Raw genomic sequence first — 15,591 nt, forward strand, 5'->3', positions numbered from 1 at the left:
TGAATGCCTTCGATATAGGCGGAACGTGAGGGACGGCCAAGCTTAGGCCGCGGGATGAGGCGTTTTGACGGTGTCGTGAACGGGCCCGCAGGACAGCCGTTCCTGATGGCTCTCACCCCAGGCCTTGAGGATGTCGATGACCGGCCGCAGGCTCTCGCCGACCTCGGACAGACGGTATTCGACCCGCGGCGGCACCTCCGCATAGACCGTCCGGATGATCAGCTTGTCCTCCTCCAGCGCGCGGAGCTGCTTGGTCAGCATGCGCTGGGTGATCCCAGGCATCCGCCGCCGCAGCTCGCCGAAGCGCTGGCTGCCCTCCTGCAGGTGGTAGAGGATCACCCCCTTCCACTTGCCGTCGATCAGATCGAGCGTAGCCTCCACCGCGCAGCCGGGCCTGCGTTCAAAATCGCGCCGTTTCACCGAGACTTCCCCAATAGTATCCAAACAGGGACTAGTTCCCTGTTTTTACAGTACTTGCGTATTCAGCGCCAGCAGGAGAGGAAGCGCGCACGCGCCATTCAAACGGAGGTTCACGATGAAGGCCGTCGGTTACAAGAAATCCCTGCCGATCGAGGATGCGAACGCCCTGATCGATGTCGAAATCGCCAAGCCCGAGCCCAAGGGGCGCGACCTCCGGGTCGCGGTGAAGGCGGTCTCGGTCAATCCGGTCGACACCAAGGTGCGCAAGCGCGCCGCTCCGCCCGAGGGCGAGGTCAAGATCCTCGGCTACGACGCGACGGGCGTGGTCGAGGCCGTCGGTCCCGAGGTCACGCTGTTCAAGCCTGGCGACGAGGTGGCCTATGCCGGGTCGATCCAGCGCCAGGGCACCAATTCCGAATTCCACCTGGTCGACGAGCGCATCGTCGGCCGCAAGCCCAAGAGCCTGTCCTTTGCCGAGGCCGCCGCTCTGCCGCTCACCTCGATCACGGCCTGGGAGCTGCTGTTCGACCGGCTCGGCGCCGTCCCTGGCAAGAGCCTGGACCCGCGCACGCTGCTGATCACCGGCGGCGCCGGCGGCGTCGGCTCGATCCTGATCCAGCTCGCGCGCCGTCTCACCGGCCTCACCGTGCTCGCCACCGCGACCCGGCCGGAATCGCGCGACTGGTGCCTGTCGCTTGGTGCGCATGCGGTGATCGATCACAACAAGCCGCTGAAGGAGCAGATCGAGGCCTTGAAGCTGCCGCCGGTCGAGCTCGTCGCGAGCCTCACCCACACCGAGCAGCACTATAAGCCAATCGTCGATTTCATGGCCCCGCAGGGCAAGTTCGGCCTGATCGATGACCCGGCCGAGTTTGCCGCGACCGCCTTCAAGGGCAAGGCGATCTCGATCCATTGGGAATCGATGTTCACGCGCTCCTCGTTCACGACGCCCGACATCATCGCCCAGCACAACCTGCTGAACGACGTCGCCGACCTGATCGACAAGGGTGTGATCCGCACCACGCTCGGCGAGCATTACGGCACCATCAACGCCACCAATCTCAAGCGCGCGCACGCCCTGATCGAGAGCAACAAGGCGCGCGGCAAGGTCGTGCTGGAGGGGTGGTAGACGCGCCATTGCTATAGGTCCAAAATTATAGGCGCACGTTGTCCGGCAGGCGAGGGAACGATGGAAAGCCAGTTCACCTTTGTTGCCGGACAGCATCATTGCATCGCCGTCCAGAGCAATCGTCCGTGGGGCACGGCCTTCACGTAAGTATTCGTTACGAGCCTGAGGGCGAAATACTGAACGTAATCCAATTTTCCTGCCATCCGGACTCCGCTGGATACGATCAACTCCGGGCCATGAGTACCGAACAACTGATATCTCTTGCAAAGGTGCAATTGGAATCCGGCGCGTTAGATGAAAGCTTGGCGCAAGCCCGTGCCAACGGCTTTGTGCTCATCGTTCGCTTAGAGGCTTCGGATTGATCGTAGGATGGGCAAATGCGCGCTCGTGACAAGGTCATAGTGACGCTCAGCGTCGCTCTGCGACATCGCCTCAACCACTCATCCCGCTTGCTCCATTTGATAACTCCATCAATTGGCTATTCGTTGCCAGTGAGCCGCGATCTCCTCGGGGGACGCATTTGCCGGTCCAAGATCCAACCCGCCAGTGCGTTCCCAGCATTCCGCCGAGAACTTCCCTCCTGCGGCGTTTAAAACGACACCGGATGCTGTGCATGCGGAGGACGCCAGGAATACAACCCCGGGGGCGACCAGTTCAGGCGTCAGTTCCGGCGCATTCCGGCGGAGTACACGCGTCGCAGCCACCGGAGATATGGCGTTCACGCGAATATTCGTATCTTTCAGCTCTGCAGCGAGACCGACCATCAGACCGACCTGCGCCATCTTGGCTGCCGAATAGGCGACTAGCTCAGGGGCGCAATGCTCAACTCGCGCAGCCCGCCCCGATGTGGTCAGGACGATACGCCCATAGCCTGCCCGCTTCATATGGGGAACGGCGGCACGAGCGAGATGAAAAGGAGCATCAACACCGATGGACAGCATGCGATCCCACAGCGCGTGATCCGTCGTTTCAAGGCTCGCGAAAACGACGAGCCCCGCATTGTTGACCAGGACGTCGACGCGGCCAAAGCGGGAAACGGCGAATTCAATGATGCGAACCGCGGCGACTGGATCTTCCAGATTCTCGTAGCATGCGGCAGCGATTCCGCCTGCTGCCACGATTTCTGCAACGACGGCGTCCGCGACCGAGGGGTCGAAGCCGCTGCCGTCTTGCGCTACGCCTGCATCATGGACGACGACGGCGCCGCCGCGAGCGGCAAAGAGCCGCGCATAGGCAGCTCCAAGCCCCCGTCCCGCTCCGGTTACGACGATGACCTGGCCGTCAAAGCGGATGGGTTGTTGATCGGCATGTGCGGACATCGCGGGCTACCTTGATCGAGGAAACGAGAGCTACGGCGGTAGTTCGGTCAGCGACGTAGCAAGCGCCTGTGACTGCGTCAGCATAGGATAGTGTCCTCCATCCATATCGCGACAATACCAACCCGCGCTGCGCCCTTGCTCCATCAGCCGGCCGTAAAGCGGGGATCGTTGGGACGACCGAATGAACGCCCGTCGCAGCATCGCTGCGGCTTTTGAACGAAGCTGCACAGGCTCCTCCAGAGTGCGAAGAGGATGCGGCGTCAGCCGCTCCTCGACCCATGGCCGCAACGCATCTGGCAGCTCCCAATCCGCCACCGAGGCGGGGGGCACGAGCCATTTCTTATCGCCACGGACGGCCGACCGAATGCGAGCCGCGAGCTCAGGTCCAAGGACATCGTTCGTGGATTCTCCATCCTGGGGAACGGCCGCGTCCAAGTACACCATGTAACGGATGCGATCCGGGACCCGCTCGGCGACTGCCGTTATGACAGTTCCGCCGTAGCTGTGCCCCACCAGAGTGACGTCGTTGAGGTCTTGAAAATGCAAAACGCTGGTGATGTCAAAGATGTGGGTATCGAGCCCAATGTCGGGAGTTGCCAGGTGCGCTCGCTCGCCAAGGCCCGTCAGCGTCGGGCAGATCACCCTGTGACCACCGGCCCGGAGGTAAGCCGCGACGTCACCCCAGCACCAGCCGCCGAGCCACGCACCTGGGACGAGCACGAAGGTCGTCATCGGCGCCTCCTGATTGAGAAACCACGCCCTGATCAGACGTACAGCCAGTCTCAGCTCAATGCGGCAGGATCAGGCGGTCCACAATACTTCTAACTCACCAGATTCGGAGAGAGAACGTATCGTCGCACATCGGTACCGTATGGCTGGGCCTAGGCGACTTACCCAAGAACACCCGACAAGGGTCGCGACGAATGGAGGGCTCCGCGACGCCTGACCACAGCCTCCCTGCCGCCCTGCATCATCACGACTTCGATGCAGCCGCCTCTTCCGCCTTCGCCACGAAGCCCTTGGCGAGCGCGTGATAGAGCCCCTCCTCGCAGATCAGCCGCGAAGTGCCGTAGGCGATCAGCGAGGCCATCATGACCGGCACCACCATCGCGTGGTTGTCGGTCATCTCGGTGACGATGACGAAGGCGGTGATCGGCGCCTGCACGACGCCGGCGAAATAAGACACCATGCCGAGCAGCATGATCGGCGCCAGCGGCGTATCGTGAAACAGCGAGGCGACATTGGCGCCGAGCCCGGCTCCGACCGCCAGCGACGGCGCGAAGATGCCGCCGGGAATGCCGCTGATCGCGGCAAAGGTGGTGGCGAGGAATTTCAACACGCCGAAATTCTGCGGCAGCGGCGTGCCGGTCTCCAGCGCCGACTTCACCTGCGCGTAGCCGGTGCCATAGATCATGTCGCCCGAGACCAGCCCGCACAGCGCAACCGCGAGGCCGCACACCAGCGAGAACGCAAGCGGATAGCCCTTGATCGTTCGACCAACAGCCCCAGGCAGCCCCCGCGCCATCGTGATCAGGATGCGGCTGAACAGCCCGCCCATGGCGCCGCCCACGACTCCGCAAAGCGGGATCGCCAGCCAATCGATGCCCTTGCCGAGCGCGATCGGGGTCGAGCCGAAATAGGTGTAATTGCCCATCAACGCCAGCGAGGTGAGACCGGCGGCAATGACCGTCGCGATGACGAGGCTCGAGGTTCGGGTCTCGTAGGCGCGGCTCATCTCCTCGATCCCGAACACGATGCCGGCGAGCGGGGTGTTGAACGCGGCGGCGACGCCCGCCGCCGCACCCGCCAGGATCAGGCCCGGCTGTCGCCGCGGCGACAACCGGCCGAGTGCGAACATGATGGAGGCGCCGATCTGCACGGTCGGACCTTCACGGCCGACCGAGGCGCCGCATAACAGACCCAACAGCGTCAGAACGATCTTGCCGATCGCGATACGGATCGAGACCAGCGGACTGCGCGCGCTGGTGTCGGACAGGTGCCGTGCCGCGATGGCCTGCGGAATGCCGCTCCCTTGCGCATTGGGGAAGAAGCGCCGGGTGAGATACACCGACAGCGCAAAGCCTGCCGGCGTCACGACCAGCGCGGCGTAGCGAGAGAACGACAGCAGCCAGTTGAAGGCGAGTTGGGCCTGGTCGGCGAGTTTTGCCAGCGCCACCGCCGCGGCGCCGACAACGAGGCCGCCGGCGAGAAAGATCGCGCGCCGCTGCCAGCGCGCCGAGGTCAGCTTCAGCCACCGCTTCCGGCGGCGAGAGATCATGGTCATCAAGCAAGATTCGGTTCAAGGGACGGGTATCCCGGCGCCCTACCCTCGACGAAAATCCGCCGGCGGTCCAGTGCGGCCACGGACCCGACAGGCCGCCGGCGGAAGCATGCGCTATGCGATCGTATCGATGATGCCGCCTTCGACCCGCAGCGCGGCGCCATTGGTCGCGGAGGCTTCTTTCGAGGCCGCATAGACCACCATGTTGGCGACCTCATCGACCCCGGCAAAGCGCTGCAGCAGCGAGCCCGGGCGGTGCTGCTTGACGAAGGAGGATGCGGCCTCGTCTTCCGATTGACCGTTCTGGCGCGCGAGGTCCTTCACGAAGCTCTCGACGCCTTCGGACATCGTGGGTCCGGGGAGAACCGCATTGACGGTCACGCCGGTGCCGCGCGTCAGCTTGGCGAGCCCGCGCGAGATCGCAAGCTGCGCGGTCTTGGTCATGCCGTAATGGACCATCTCGGTCGGGATGTTCAGCGCCGACTCCGAGGAAATGAAAATGACGCGCCCCCAATTGCGCTTCAGCATGCCCTGCATGTAAGCGCGGGCCATCCGCACGCCCGACATCACGTTGACCTCGAAGAAGCGGCTCCAGTCCTCGTCGGGAGTCTCGAAAAAGTCCTTCGGCTCGAAGATGCCGGCATTGTTGATGAGAATGTCGACCTCGGGCAGCGCCGTGACGATCTCGTTGCAGCCTGCGACGGTCGCGACGTCACCGGCGACGCCGCGAACCTTGGCGGCCGAATGCGCGGCCCTGAGCTTGGCAACCGCCGCATCGACGCGATCCCGGCTGCGGCCGTTCAGGACCACCTCCGCGCCCGAACCCGCCAGGCCCTTGGCGATTGCAAAGCCGATGCCGGCAGTGGACCCCGTCACCAGAGCAGTTTTTCCGGAAAGATCGATCTTCATTCAAAATCTCCTCATGTGCGGACGATGTCGGCATCGTGAGATCGAGTCGCAATTACAGCTCACTCATCTGTGAAGCAGGCCTATCGAGACTGACAATCGCACGACGGAAATAACGGCGCGACACCGGCGCGGCGCGTTCATCGCTCTCGGCTCATTGGAGAAACGACGTTCACGACACCTCAACGCGAACGTCGATCCGTCGCGAGCGGCAACTACAAGGACGCGCGCACAGAAGGTCATGAATTCGTCACATGCGACATAGAGCCCTCCCTACCTAATTACTTCACGAATTCTCAACCCCTGCTCGCTAGGCCGTGCGCGCAAAAGGACCGGCGGCTTCAGCGATGCGCATCGCAGACTGCTGCCTCAAACAACAACAAAGTCCCCCACATACTGGCGTCGGACCTTCTCGACAGGAATGCAGGACATGTTTGCGATCGCTCATCCCGACAGCCGAACTTCGAAGATCCTGCGCCGTCTACGCCCAAGTCTGAAGACCCAGATCGCGATGCTCGGCATCTCCGGCGTGCTGGTCGTCAGCGCCACCTGCCTCGGCGGCCTGGATCATGCCGCGCGAATTCAACGCGTGTCGGACGACAGCATGCGATTTGAAGCGGAACTAGCCTCGCTCTCGGATGGATTTCTGGAGTCGCAGCAGCTCACCGCGCGCTTCCTTCGCACCCATGACGAAGGACTGATCAAGAAGCACACCGACCGCATCGCGAAGGAACTGCAGGCGCTGGAGACGATCGAGGCTTATGCGGCGGCGGCGCCGGATGGCGATCCCGTCAAGCAGATCGGCGCGCTACGCAGCGGCATCAATCTCTACGCGACGCGCTTCCAGAACATCGTCGGAGCTCAGCGCATCCTTGGATTGAGCGAAAGCGACGGATTGCAGGGCAAGCTGAGCACTGCCGTGCGGCAGCTCGAAGCGAAGCTCGCCGACGTCGACGAGCCGCGGTTGCGCGTGCTGATGCTTTCGATGCGCCAGCACGAAAAGGATTTCATGCTGCGCGGCGAGGAGAAATTCGGCGATCAGCTCAATGAACGCGAGAGCGAGTTCGAGACTGCGCTTGCCGCGACCACCTTAGGCGCCGGCGCCAAGTCCGACATCGTGGCGCTGGCGCGCGGCTACAAATCGGCCTTCGCCGGCGTCATGGTCTCGCGCCAGACGCTTGCCGACCAGGTGGAAGACCTGGAACAGATCTACGACCGCACCCGGCCGGCCTTCGTCAAGGCGGCGGCGGCCGCGTCCGCGCGCTCGCAGGCCGCCGAGCGCAAGGCCGAGGATTTCAGGCAGATGCTGACCTGGGTCACCGCGATCACCGCGTTGACGCTTGCGCTGCTCGCCGTGTTGTTCGGCCGGCGCGTCGCCGGATTGATCAGCCGAATGAGTGCCGCCATGCATGAACTCGCCGCCGGCCGCTTCGATGTGGTCCTGCCCGGACTCGAGCGCAGCGACGAAATCGGCGAGATGGCGCGCGCCGTCGAAACCTTCAAGCGCAAGGCCGAGGAGAAGGCTCGTTTCGAGCTCGAGGCGCGGCTGCAGGAGGACCGTCGCGCCGCCGAGCGGCACAAGGCCGAACTTGCGACGCTGGCGGCCGCTTTCGAAGCCGCGGCAGGCAAGGTGATCGAGCAGGTCTCGTCCGCCTCGGAGCAGCTCGCGACATCAGCGCATAGCCTGACCGATACCGTGCATCACACGCAGGCGCTGTCCACCGCCGTTGCGACCGCGTCCGAGGAAGCCTCGGCCAACGTCCAGCACGTGGCCGCCACGACCGAGCAGATGATGATGTCCGCCTCCGAGATCGGACGGCGGGTCGAGGAGTCCGCTTCGATCGCCCGGGAGGCCGTACAGCAGGCCAAGCAGACTGACGATCATATGGGTCAGCTGGCGTCGGCGGCCGAGCGAATCGGCAGCGTCATCCAGTTGATCGCGGCGATCGCACAGCAGACCAACCTGCTGGCGCTGAATGCGACGATCGAGGCCGCCCGAGCCGGCGAAACCGGCGCCGGCTTCGCCGTTGTTGCGCAGGAGGTGAAGACGCTGGCCAAGCAGACCGCCGATGCGACCGCGGAAATCCGCGAGCAGATCGCCGGCATCCAGACCGCGACCAAGGAATCGGTCGGTGCGATCAGCGGAATCGTCGGCACCATCGGCCGCATCTCCGAGATCGCATCCACGGTCGCGACCGCGATCGAGGAGCAAGGCTGCGCCATCCGCGACATCGCCCGGAACATCCAGGGTGCGTCGGAGCGGACCTCCCAAGTCGCAGGCAGCATCGGCGAAGTGACCAAGGGCGCGTCCAAGACAGGCGAGGCGTCCGCGCACGTCCTCAACGCCGCGACGCTGCTCAGCGAGGGCAACGACCGTCTCCGGCATGAGCTCGACAGCTTCATCGCCACCGTTCGCGCCGGCTGAGGCGCAAAAAAAACGGCGCCCGAAGGCGCCGCTTTGAAACCAGTGATCGGATCAGCCTCAGGCCGCTTCCGAGGTCTCCTGCACCGGACCGGAATCCTGGCCCTTGGCATCGACGTCGCGGTCGACGAACTCGATCACCGCCATCGCGGCATTGTCGCCGTAGCGGAAGCCGGCCTTGATGATGCGGGTGTAGCCGCCGTTGCGGTCCTTGTAGCGGGGCGCCAGCACGTCGAACAGCTTCTTGGCCATCGCCTCGTCGCGCAGCTCCGAGACCGCCTGGCGGCGCATCGAAAGGCCACCCTTCTTGCCGAGCGTGACCAGCTTCTCGACGATCGGACGCAGCTCCTTGGCCTTCGGCAGCGTGGTGACGATCTGCTCGTGCTTGATCAGCGCGGCGCACATGTTCGCGAACATCGCGCGGCGATGCTCGGCGGTGCGGTTGAGCTTCCGATGAACCTTGCCGTGACGCATTGTCTATTCCTTCAGTTTCAATCTGCCGCGACGGTTCGTCGGACATTTGCTCAGGTGGGCTGCCTGCGTTCGCCCGGTAGCAGCAAGTGGCGAATGGAGAATAGCGAGTAGGTCTGCCCTATTCGCTACTCCTACTCACCATTCGCTCAGTAGTGATCCTCGAAGCGCTTGGCGAGCTCGTCGATGTTCTCCGGCGGCCAACCCGGCACTTCCATGCCGAGATGCAGGCCCATCTGGGCCAGCACTTCCTTGATCTCGTTCAGCGACTTGCGGCCGAAGTTCGGGGTGCGCAGCATCTCCGCTTCCGACTTCTGCACGAGGTCGCCGATATAGACGATGTTGTCGTTCTTCAGGCAGTTCGCCGAACGGACCGACAGCTCGAGCTCGTCCACCTTCTTGAGGAAGGCCGGGTTGAAAGCGAGATCCGGAATGATCTCCTGCGCGACTTCCTTGCGCGGCTCTTCGAAGTTGACGAAGACGTTGAGCTGGTCCTGCAGGATGCGGGCGGCATAGGCCACCGCGTCCTCCGGCGAGATCGCGCCGTTGGTCTCGATCGTCATCGTGAGCTTGTCGTAGTCGAGGATCTGGCCCTCGCGGGTGTTCTCGACCTTGTAGGAGACCTTGCGGACCGGCGAGAACAGGCTGTCGATCGGAATCAAGCCGATCGGCGCATCCTCAGGACGGTTGCGCTCGGCCGGCACGTAGCCCTTGCCGGTCGTGACCGTGAATTCCATGCGGATCTCGGCGCCCTCGTCCAGCGTGCAGATCTGCAGATCCGGATTGAGCACGACGACGTCGCCGACGGTCTGGATGTCACCGGCGGTGACTACACCCGGCCCCTGCTTCTTCACGACCATCCGCTTCGGGCCTTCGCCCTGCATCTTGATCGAGATGTCCTTGATGTTCAGCACGATGTCGGTGACGTCCTCGCGGACGCCGGCGATCGAGGAGAACTCATGCAGCACGCCGTCGATGTGCACCGACTGCACGGCGGCGCCCTGCAGCGAGGACAGCAGGATGCGGCGCAGGGCATTGCCCAGCGTCTGGCCGAAGCCGCGCTCCAGCGGCTCGGCAACCACGGTGGCGAAACGGGTCGCGTCGGAACCCGGCGTGACCTGGAGCTTGTTCGGCCGAATCAATTCTTGCCAATTTTTCTGGATCGTCACTGTTTCACCCATACGGGCCAGTCTATCCCGGTCTGATCGACTGGCGTTGGAGATCCGCGCATCAGATCGCGGCCATCGAAATATCTCAAAAGCACAAAGAGGCGGACGATGGGCCCGCCTCCGTCACATCACACACGCCGACGCTTGCGCGGACGGCAGCCATTGTGCGGGATCGTCGTCACATCGCGGATCGAGGTAACGGTGAAGCCCGCAGCCTGCAGCGCACGGAGCGCCGATTCACGTCCCGAACCCGGGCCTGCGACCTCGACTTCGAGGGTGCGCATGCCGTGTTCCTGGGCCTTCTTGGACACGTCCTCCGCCGCGACCTGCGCAGCATAAGGAGTCGACTTGCGCGATCCCTTGAACCCCATCGTGCCGGCCGACGACCAGGCAATGGTGTTACCCTGTGCGTCGGTGATGGTGATGGTGGTGTTGTTGAACGACGAGTTCACATGCGCGACGCCGGAGGCGATGTTCTTACGCTCGCGACGACGAACGCGTGTGGCTTCCTTGGCCATATAAGTACCTTTCTTACGATCTCAACGCCGCCGTAGTGCCAGCGGCTACACCAAAAAGGCGAATGGTAAACGGCGAAAAGCGAATAGGGCTTCCCCTACTCGCCATTCGCCACCCGCAATCCGCCAATTACTTCTTCTTGCCGGCGATCGCCTTGGCCGGCCCCTTGCGCGTACGCGCATTGGTATGGGTGCGCTGGCCGCGCACCGGCAGGCCGCGACGATGACGCAGGCCGCGGTAGCAGCCGAGATCCATCAGCCGCTTGATATTGATGCCGGTCTCGCGCCGCAGGTCGCCCTCGACCACATAGTCGCGGTCGATCACTTCGCGGATCTGCAAAACTTCCTGGTCGCTCAGCTGATTGACGCGGCGATCCTCGGCAATCTTGACCTTGTCCAGGATGTCGGCCGCGATCTTCGGGCCGATGCCATGGATGTACTGGAGCGCGATCAGAACGCGCTTATTGGTCGGGATGTTGACACCGGCAATACGGGCCACGGACTTCTCTCCTGTCGCCGATCCGTTGCGGAGCGGCTTTCGTTCTCGCTATCTCGGGCAGATGTCCGCAAACGCGAACAAGACGCCCACCCCTCGATTCGTGGGGCCCGGCATCTTTTTGAAAACTATCCGACTTGGATGTGGGCTTATTAATGGATTCATACGCCTGTCGTCAACCGCCCCTAGGCTCTTGACTCCGCTTTTCGCTGCTTTTTTGCAGCCTTTCCAGCGGTCTTACGCGCTCCCTTGGACGCCTTGCTGGCCGCAGCGACGGCGTGCTTGGCCCCCTTCTTGGCGGCCTTTTTCGCCGATTTTCCAGCCTTTTTGGCTTTCGAGGCTGCTTTGGCAGCCTTTTTGGGGGCCGCCTTTGCCGCTTTCTTGGCAACGCCAGCCTTTGCCGCCTTCTTTGCCCCTGCCTTGGCGGTGGTCTTGGCAGCCGCTTTGGCCGTCGTCTTGGCAGCTTTTTTGCCAGCCTTCTTCCCAGCCTTGGGGCCTCGTTTGGCGGCGCTGGCCTTCTTGGCGGCGCGGCTGGTGCCACTGGCGCCGACGGCAGCCAGGATCCGGCTGATTTCCTCCGTCACCTCTTCGACCGACATCATGCCGTCGACCGTGGCGAGCCTGCGATGATCGGAATAGTAATGAACGAGGGGTTCGGTCTGCTCGCGATAGCTCGCCAGCCGCTTGGTCAGCACCTCCGGCGTGTCGTCCGCGCGCACAGCCTCGCCACGCGCCCGGGTTTCCGCGGCCCGCCGCTCCACGCGCTCCAACAGCACGCCCTCATTGACCTTGAGCTCGATCACGGCATCGAGGTTCATCTGCTTCTTCTTGAGCAGCACGTCGAGCGCCTCGGCCTGCGGCACCGTCCGCGGGAAGCCGTCCAGGATGAAGCCGTTGGCAGCATCCGGCTGTTCGATCCGGTCGGCGATGATGCCGACCACGACCTCGTCCGGCACCAAGCCGCCGGCAGCCATGATGTCCTTGGCCTTCAGCCCGATCGGGGTCTGGGCCGCCACCGCGGCGCGGAGCATGTCGCCGGTCGACAACTGGACGATGCCGTAGCGCTGTACCAAGCGCTGCGCCTGCGTTCCCTTGCCCGATCCCGGCGGTCCCAGAAGAATCAGTCTCATCTCTATTCGCCCCCCGGCACATGGTGAGCGAAGTGACCGCGCACCTTGTTCTTGGCTGTTGGTTTTCCGGGCGCGACCAGCCGCTAGCCGCGGCGCCGCCCCCGCAATTTCGACTTCCTGATCAGGCCCTCATATTGATGGGCCAGCAGATACCCCTGAATCTGCGCCACGGTATCCATCGTCACGCTGACCACGATCAGAAGCGAGGTGCCGCCAAAGTAGAACGGCACGGAAGCGTAGGAAATCAGAATTTCCGGAATCAAACAAACAATTGCCAGATAGATGGCGCCGATGACGGTGATCCGGGACAGCACGTAGTCGATATATTCTGCGGTCCGTTCGCCCGGCCGGATGCCCGGGATGAAGCCGCCATGCTTCTTCAGATTGTCGGCCGTCTCGGTCGGGTTGAACACGATCGCAGTGTAGAAGAAGGCGAAGAACAGGATCAGCGCCAGGTACAGGATCAGGAACAGCGGCCGGCCGTGACCGAGCTGGGTCGTGATCCACTGGAACCACTCCGGTCCCTTGCCCGCGTTGAAGTTGGCGACCGTGGTCGGCAGCAAGAGCAGCGACGAGGCGAAGATCGGCGGAATCACGCCCGAGGTGTTGAGCTTCAGCGGCAGATGCGAGGACTGCCCCTCGAACATCTTATTGCCGACCTGGCGCTTCGGGTACTGGATCAGGAGCCGGCGCTGGGCCCGCTCCATGAAGACGATGAAGGCGATCACGGCGACCGCCATGATGATCACCAGCAGGATCACGCCGGTGGACATGGCGCCCTGACGGCCGAGTTCCAGCATGTTGGCGAGCGCCGACGGCAGCTCCGCCACGATACCTGACAGGATGATCAGCGAAATGCCGTTGCCGATGCCGCGCGAGGTGATCTGCTCGCCCAGCCACATCAGGAACATGGTGCCGCCGGTGAGCGTAATCGCGGTCGACAGGCGGAAGAACAGGCCGGGATCGCTGACGACGTTGCCGGCGCCTTCCAGGCCGACTGCAATGCCGTAGGACTGCACGGCGGCGAGAATCACGGTGAGGTAGCGCGTGTACTGATTCAGCGTCTTGCGGCCCGCCTCGCCTTCCTTCTTCAGGGCTTCCAGCTGCGGCGAGACGGTCGTCAGGAGCTGAATGATGATCGATGCCGAGATATACGGCATGATGTTCAGCGCGAAGATCGCCATGCGGTGAATGCCGCCGCCGGCGAACATGTTGAACATGCCGAGAATGCCGCCGGCCTGGGTACGGAACACCGAATCCCAGATCGCGGGATCAATGCCCGGCAGCGGAATGTAGGTCCCAAGACGATAAACGAGCAGCGCGCCAAGGGTAAACCAGATGCGCTTCTTCAGCTCCTCGTTCTTGGCAAAATCGCCAAGATTGATGTTTGCCGCCAGTTGTTCCGCTGCTGAGACCATCTTTGGCTTTCTCCCGCCGCCCTTCTTGGCCGCCGATTTTGGCCGCATATCCCGCGATGGGCTCGCGGGACGAGTGCTTCGTTTCCGAAGGCGAGCGCCGGATATATTTGGTGCGCGGGTTTAATCTGTCTATCGCCCTGCCCGCGCCGTTGACGCTTAAGGCAGAGCGATGACGCAGATGTTACGCCGCCTCGCCGTCTTCGACGGGCGCGGGCGCCAGGATCTTCACGGTGCCGCCGGCCTTCTCAACGGCCGCGATCGCCGACTTCGAGGCGCCGTGCACCTCGATATTGACCTTGGCCTTGAGCTCGCCGCGGCCAAGCAGCCGTACGCCGTCCTTGGCGCGGCGCAGCGCACCGGACTTCACCAGCGCCTCGGCGTTGATCACGCTGCCGGCGTCAAGCTTCTTGGCATCGATCGCCTGCTGAATGCGGTCGAGATTGATCTCGACGAAATCGAGCCGGAAGATGTTGTTGAAGCCACGCTTCGGCAGACGGCGATGCATCGGCATCTGGCCGCCTTCGAAGCCCTTGATGCGCACGCCCGAACGCGCGGTCTGGCCCTTGCCGCCGCGGCCCGAGGTCTTGCCCTTGCCCGACCCGATGCCACGGCCGACCCGCATGCGCTGCTTGCGCGAGCCGGGATTGTCGGCGATCTCGCTGAGCTTCATCGCCCTTCTCCTTAAATTACTTCTCGTCGACGACGCGGACGAGATGTTGAACCTTGGTGATCATGCCACGAACCTCCGGCGAATCCGGCAGCTCGGCGACCCGGCCAATCTTATTGAGCTTCAACCCGATCAGCGTCGAACGCTGCGAGTGGTGGCGGCGGATCGGGCTGCCGATCTGCTCGACCTTGATCGTCTTGGCGCTAGCCATCGTTTTAACTCCAAGATGCGCTGCGAGCCCCGCAGCGCGAATGATTAGTCGGCCGCGGCCTCGGCATCGCCGCCGACGCGGCGAGCCTGCAGGGTCGACACCTTGATGTTGCGGCGCGCCGCCACCGAGCGCGGCGAGTCCTGGTGCTTCAGCGCGTTGAAGGTCGCCCGCACCATGTTGTACGGATTCGACGAGCCGATCGACTTCGCAACCACGTCCTGGATGCCGAGCGTCTCGAACACCGCGCGCATCGGGCCGCCGGCGATGATGCCGGTACCGGCCGGAGCGGCACGCAGGTAGACGCGGCCGGCGCCGTGGCGGCCGAAGATGTCGTGGTGCAGCGTGCGGCCCTCGCGGAGCGCCACCCGGGTCAGGTTGCGCTTCGCCGAGTCGGTCGCCTTGCGGATCGCCTCCGGCACCTCACGGGCCTTGCCATGGCCGAACCCGACCCGGCCCTTCTGGTCGCCGATCACGACGAGCGCGGCAAAGCCGAAGCGCTTACCACCCTTCACGACCTTCGCGACACGATTGATGTGGACGAGCTTGTCGACGAACTCGCTGTCGCGCTCCTCGCGCTCCCTGCTCCGTTCGCGGCCGCCGCGTTCGCGTTCACCTGCCATGGTGCTATCCAATCTCTAAGGAGGCCCTGAGCCTCTTGATCTATCCGAATAAGTTAGAAGCTCAGCCCGCTCTCGCGCGCCGCATCCGCCAATGCCTTGACGCGGCCGTGATAGAGATAGCTGCCGCGATCGAACACAACTTCCTTGATGCCCGCCTGCACCGCCCGCTCGGCGAGCAGCTTGCCCACCGCCTTGGCGGCGTCGATATTGGCGCCGGTGTTGCTGGACGAACGCATCTCTTTCTCCATCGACGAGGCAGAGGCGAGCGTCTCGCCCCTCTGGTCGTCAATGACCTGCGCATAGATGTGCTTCGACGAACGGAACACCGACAGACGCGGCCGACCGTTCGCGGAGCGGCGCAACGCCAGCCTGACGCGCTGCTTGCGCCGGGCATTCGTAACCTTGGCTCTCGACATG

17 protein-coding genes are annotated in these 15,591 nt (G+C 63.6%); 2 read left to right on the top strand and 15 right to left on the bottom strand.

The features are described from left to right. Positions 1-42: 42 nt before the first annotated feature. Complete coding sequence (locus QXZ85_RS22595) at positions 43-420, bottom strand: helix-turn-helix domain-containing protein (RefSeq protein WP_315705666.1); 378 nt, start codon at positions 418-420, stop codon at positions 43-45. A 115-nt stretch (positions 421-535) separates the two neighbouring features. Here QXZ85_RS22595 and QXZ85_RS22600 point away from each other — a divergent pair, with 115 nt between their 5' ends. Continuing rightward, the gene (locus QXZ85_RS22600) at positions 536-1,549 is read left to right on the top strand and encodes a zinc-binding alcohol dehydrogenase family protein (RefSeq protein ID WP_315767991.1); all 1,014 of its coding nucleotides are present in this window, start codon (positions 536-538) and stop codon (positions 1,547-1,549) included. A 470-nt stretch (positions 1,550-2,019) separates the two neighbouring features. Here the strand turns inward: QXZ85_RS22600 and QXZ85_RS22605 are convergent, their stop codons facing one another. The 4 genes from QXZ85_RS22605 to QXZ85_RS22620 all read right to left on the bottom strand — a co-directional run bounded on the left by QXZ85_RS22605 (position 2,020) and on the right by QXZ85_RS22620 (position 6,058). Further along, positions 2,020-2,868: an SDR family NAD(P)-dependent oxidoreductase gene (locus QXZ85_RS22605; RefSeq protein WP_315767992.1), complete on the bottom strand. Its 849-nt coding sequence runs from the start codon at positions 2,866-2,868 to the stop codon at positions 2,020-2,022. 30 nt (positions 2,869-2,898) lie between these two features. Then, on the bottom strand, positions 2,899-3,600 hold the full coding sequence (locus tag QXZ85_RS22610) for an alpha/beta hydrolase family protein (RefSeq protein WP_315767993.1): 702 nt from the start codon (positions 3,598-3,600) through the stop codon (positions 2,899-2,901). Positions 3,601-3,841: 241 nt separating this feature from the next. Next, a complete protein-coding gene (locus QXZ85_RS22615) occupies positions 3,842-5,152 on the bottom strand; it encodes a chloride channel protein (protein WP_315705664.1) in 1,311 nt (436 codons plus the stop codon). A 111-nt stretch (positions 5,153-5,263) separates the two neighbouring features. Continuing rightward, a complete protein-coding gene (locus QXZ85_RS22620; protein ID WP_315767994.1) occupies positions 5,264-6,058 on the bottom strand; it encodes an SDR family oxidoreductase in 795 nt (264 codons plus the stop codon). A 427-nt stretch (positions 6,059-6,485) separates the two neighbouring features. Between QXZ85_RS22620 and QXZ85_RS22625 the strand changes: the two genes are divergently transcribed. Next, the gene (locus tag QXZ85_RS22625; protein WP_315705662.1) at positions 6,486-8,480 is read left to right on the top strand and encodes a methyl-accepting chemotaxis protein; all 1,995 of its coding nucleotides are present in this window, start codon (positions 6,486-6,488) and stop codon (positions 8,478-8,480) included. A gap of 57 nt (positions 8,481-8,537) precedes the next feature. Here the strand turns inward: QXZ85_RS22625 and rplQ are convergent, their stop codons facing one another. The 10 genes from rplQ to rplR form a co-directional block, all read right to left on the bottom strand. Continuing rightward, complete coding sequence (gene rplQ / locus QXZ85_RS22630; RefSeq protein ID WP_315705661.1) at positions 8,538-8,951, bottom strand: 50S ribosomal protein L17; 414 nt, start codon at positions 8,949-8,951, stop codon at positions 8,538-8,540. 146 nt (positions 8,952-9,097) lie between these two features. Continuing rightward, positions 9,098-10,129, bottom strand: coding sequence for a DNA-directed RNA polymerase subunit alpha (locus QXZ85_RS22635; RefSeq protein ID WP_315705660.1), 1,032 nt, complete (start codon positions 10,127-10,129; stop codon positions 9,098-9,100). A gap of 116 nt (positions 10,130-10,245) precedes the next feature. Further along, positions 10,246-10,635 carry a 30S ribosomal protein S11 gene (rpsK, locus tag QXZ85_RS22640; protein WP_012045029.1) on the bottom strand — a complete coding sequence of 130 codons (390 nt, stop codon included), beginning with the start codon at positions 10,633-10,635 and terminating at the stop codon, positions 10,246-10,248. Between the two features lie 127 nt (positions 10,636-10,762). Further along, entirely contained in the window at positions 10,763-11,131 is a 369-nt protein-coding gene (rpsM, locus tag QXZ85_RS22645) for a 30S ribosomal protein S13 (protein WP_315705659.1), read from the bottom strand. A 182-nt stretch (positions 11,132-11,313) separates the two neighbouring features. After that, entirely contained in the window at positions 11,314-12,258 is a 945-nt protein-coding gene (locus QXZ85_RS22650) for an adenylate kinase (RefSeq protein ID WP_316174897.1), read from the bottom strand. An 83-nt stretch (positions 12,259-12,341) separates the two neighbouring features. Beyond that, positions 12,342-13,676: a preprotein translocase subunit SecY gene (secY, locus tag QXZ85_RS22655; RefSeq protein ID WP_315705657.1), complete on the bottom strand. Its 1,335-nt coding sequence runs from the start codon at positions 13,674-13,676 to the stop codon at positions 12,342-12,344. A gap of 181 nt (positions 13,677-13,857) precedes the next feature. Beyond that, positions 13,858-14,346, bottom strand: coding sequence for a 50S ribosomal protein L15 (gene rplO / locus QXZ85_RS22660; RefSeq protein ID WP_315743249.1), 489 nt, complete (start codon positions 14,344-14,346; stop codon positions 13,858-13,860). Positions 14,347-14,362: 16 nt separating this feature from the next. Then, a complete protein-coding gene (gene rpmD, locus QXZ85_RS22665; protein ID WP_315705655.1) occupies positions 14,363-14,554 on the bottom strand; it encodes a 50S ribosomal protein L30 in 192 nt (63 codons plus the stop codon). 44 nt (positions 14,555-14,598) lie between these two features. Then, a complete protein-coding gene (gene rpsE, locus QXZ85_RS22670; RefSeq protein ID WP_315705654.1) occupies positions 14,599-15,174 on the bottom strand; it encodes a 30S ribosomal protein S5 in 576 nt (191 codons plus the stop codon). A gap of 53 nt (positions 15,175-15,227) precedes the next feature. Further along, a complete protein-coding gene (gene rplR, locus QXZ85_RS22675; protein ID WP_316174895.1) occupies positions 15,228-15,590 on the bottom strand; it encodes a 50S ribosomal protein L18 in 363 nt (120 codons plus the stop codon). Between the last annotated feature and the right edge of the window lies 1 nt (position 15,591).

Source organism: Bradyrhizobium sp. SZCCHNGR1005 (assembly GCF_032489995.1).
In the GTDB taxonomy this organism is placed as follows: domain Bacteria; phylum Pseudomonadota; class Alphaproteobacteria; order Rhizobiales; family Xanthobacteraceae; genus Bradyrhizobium.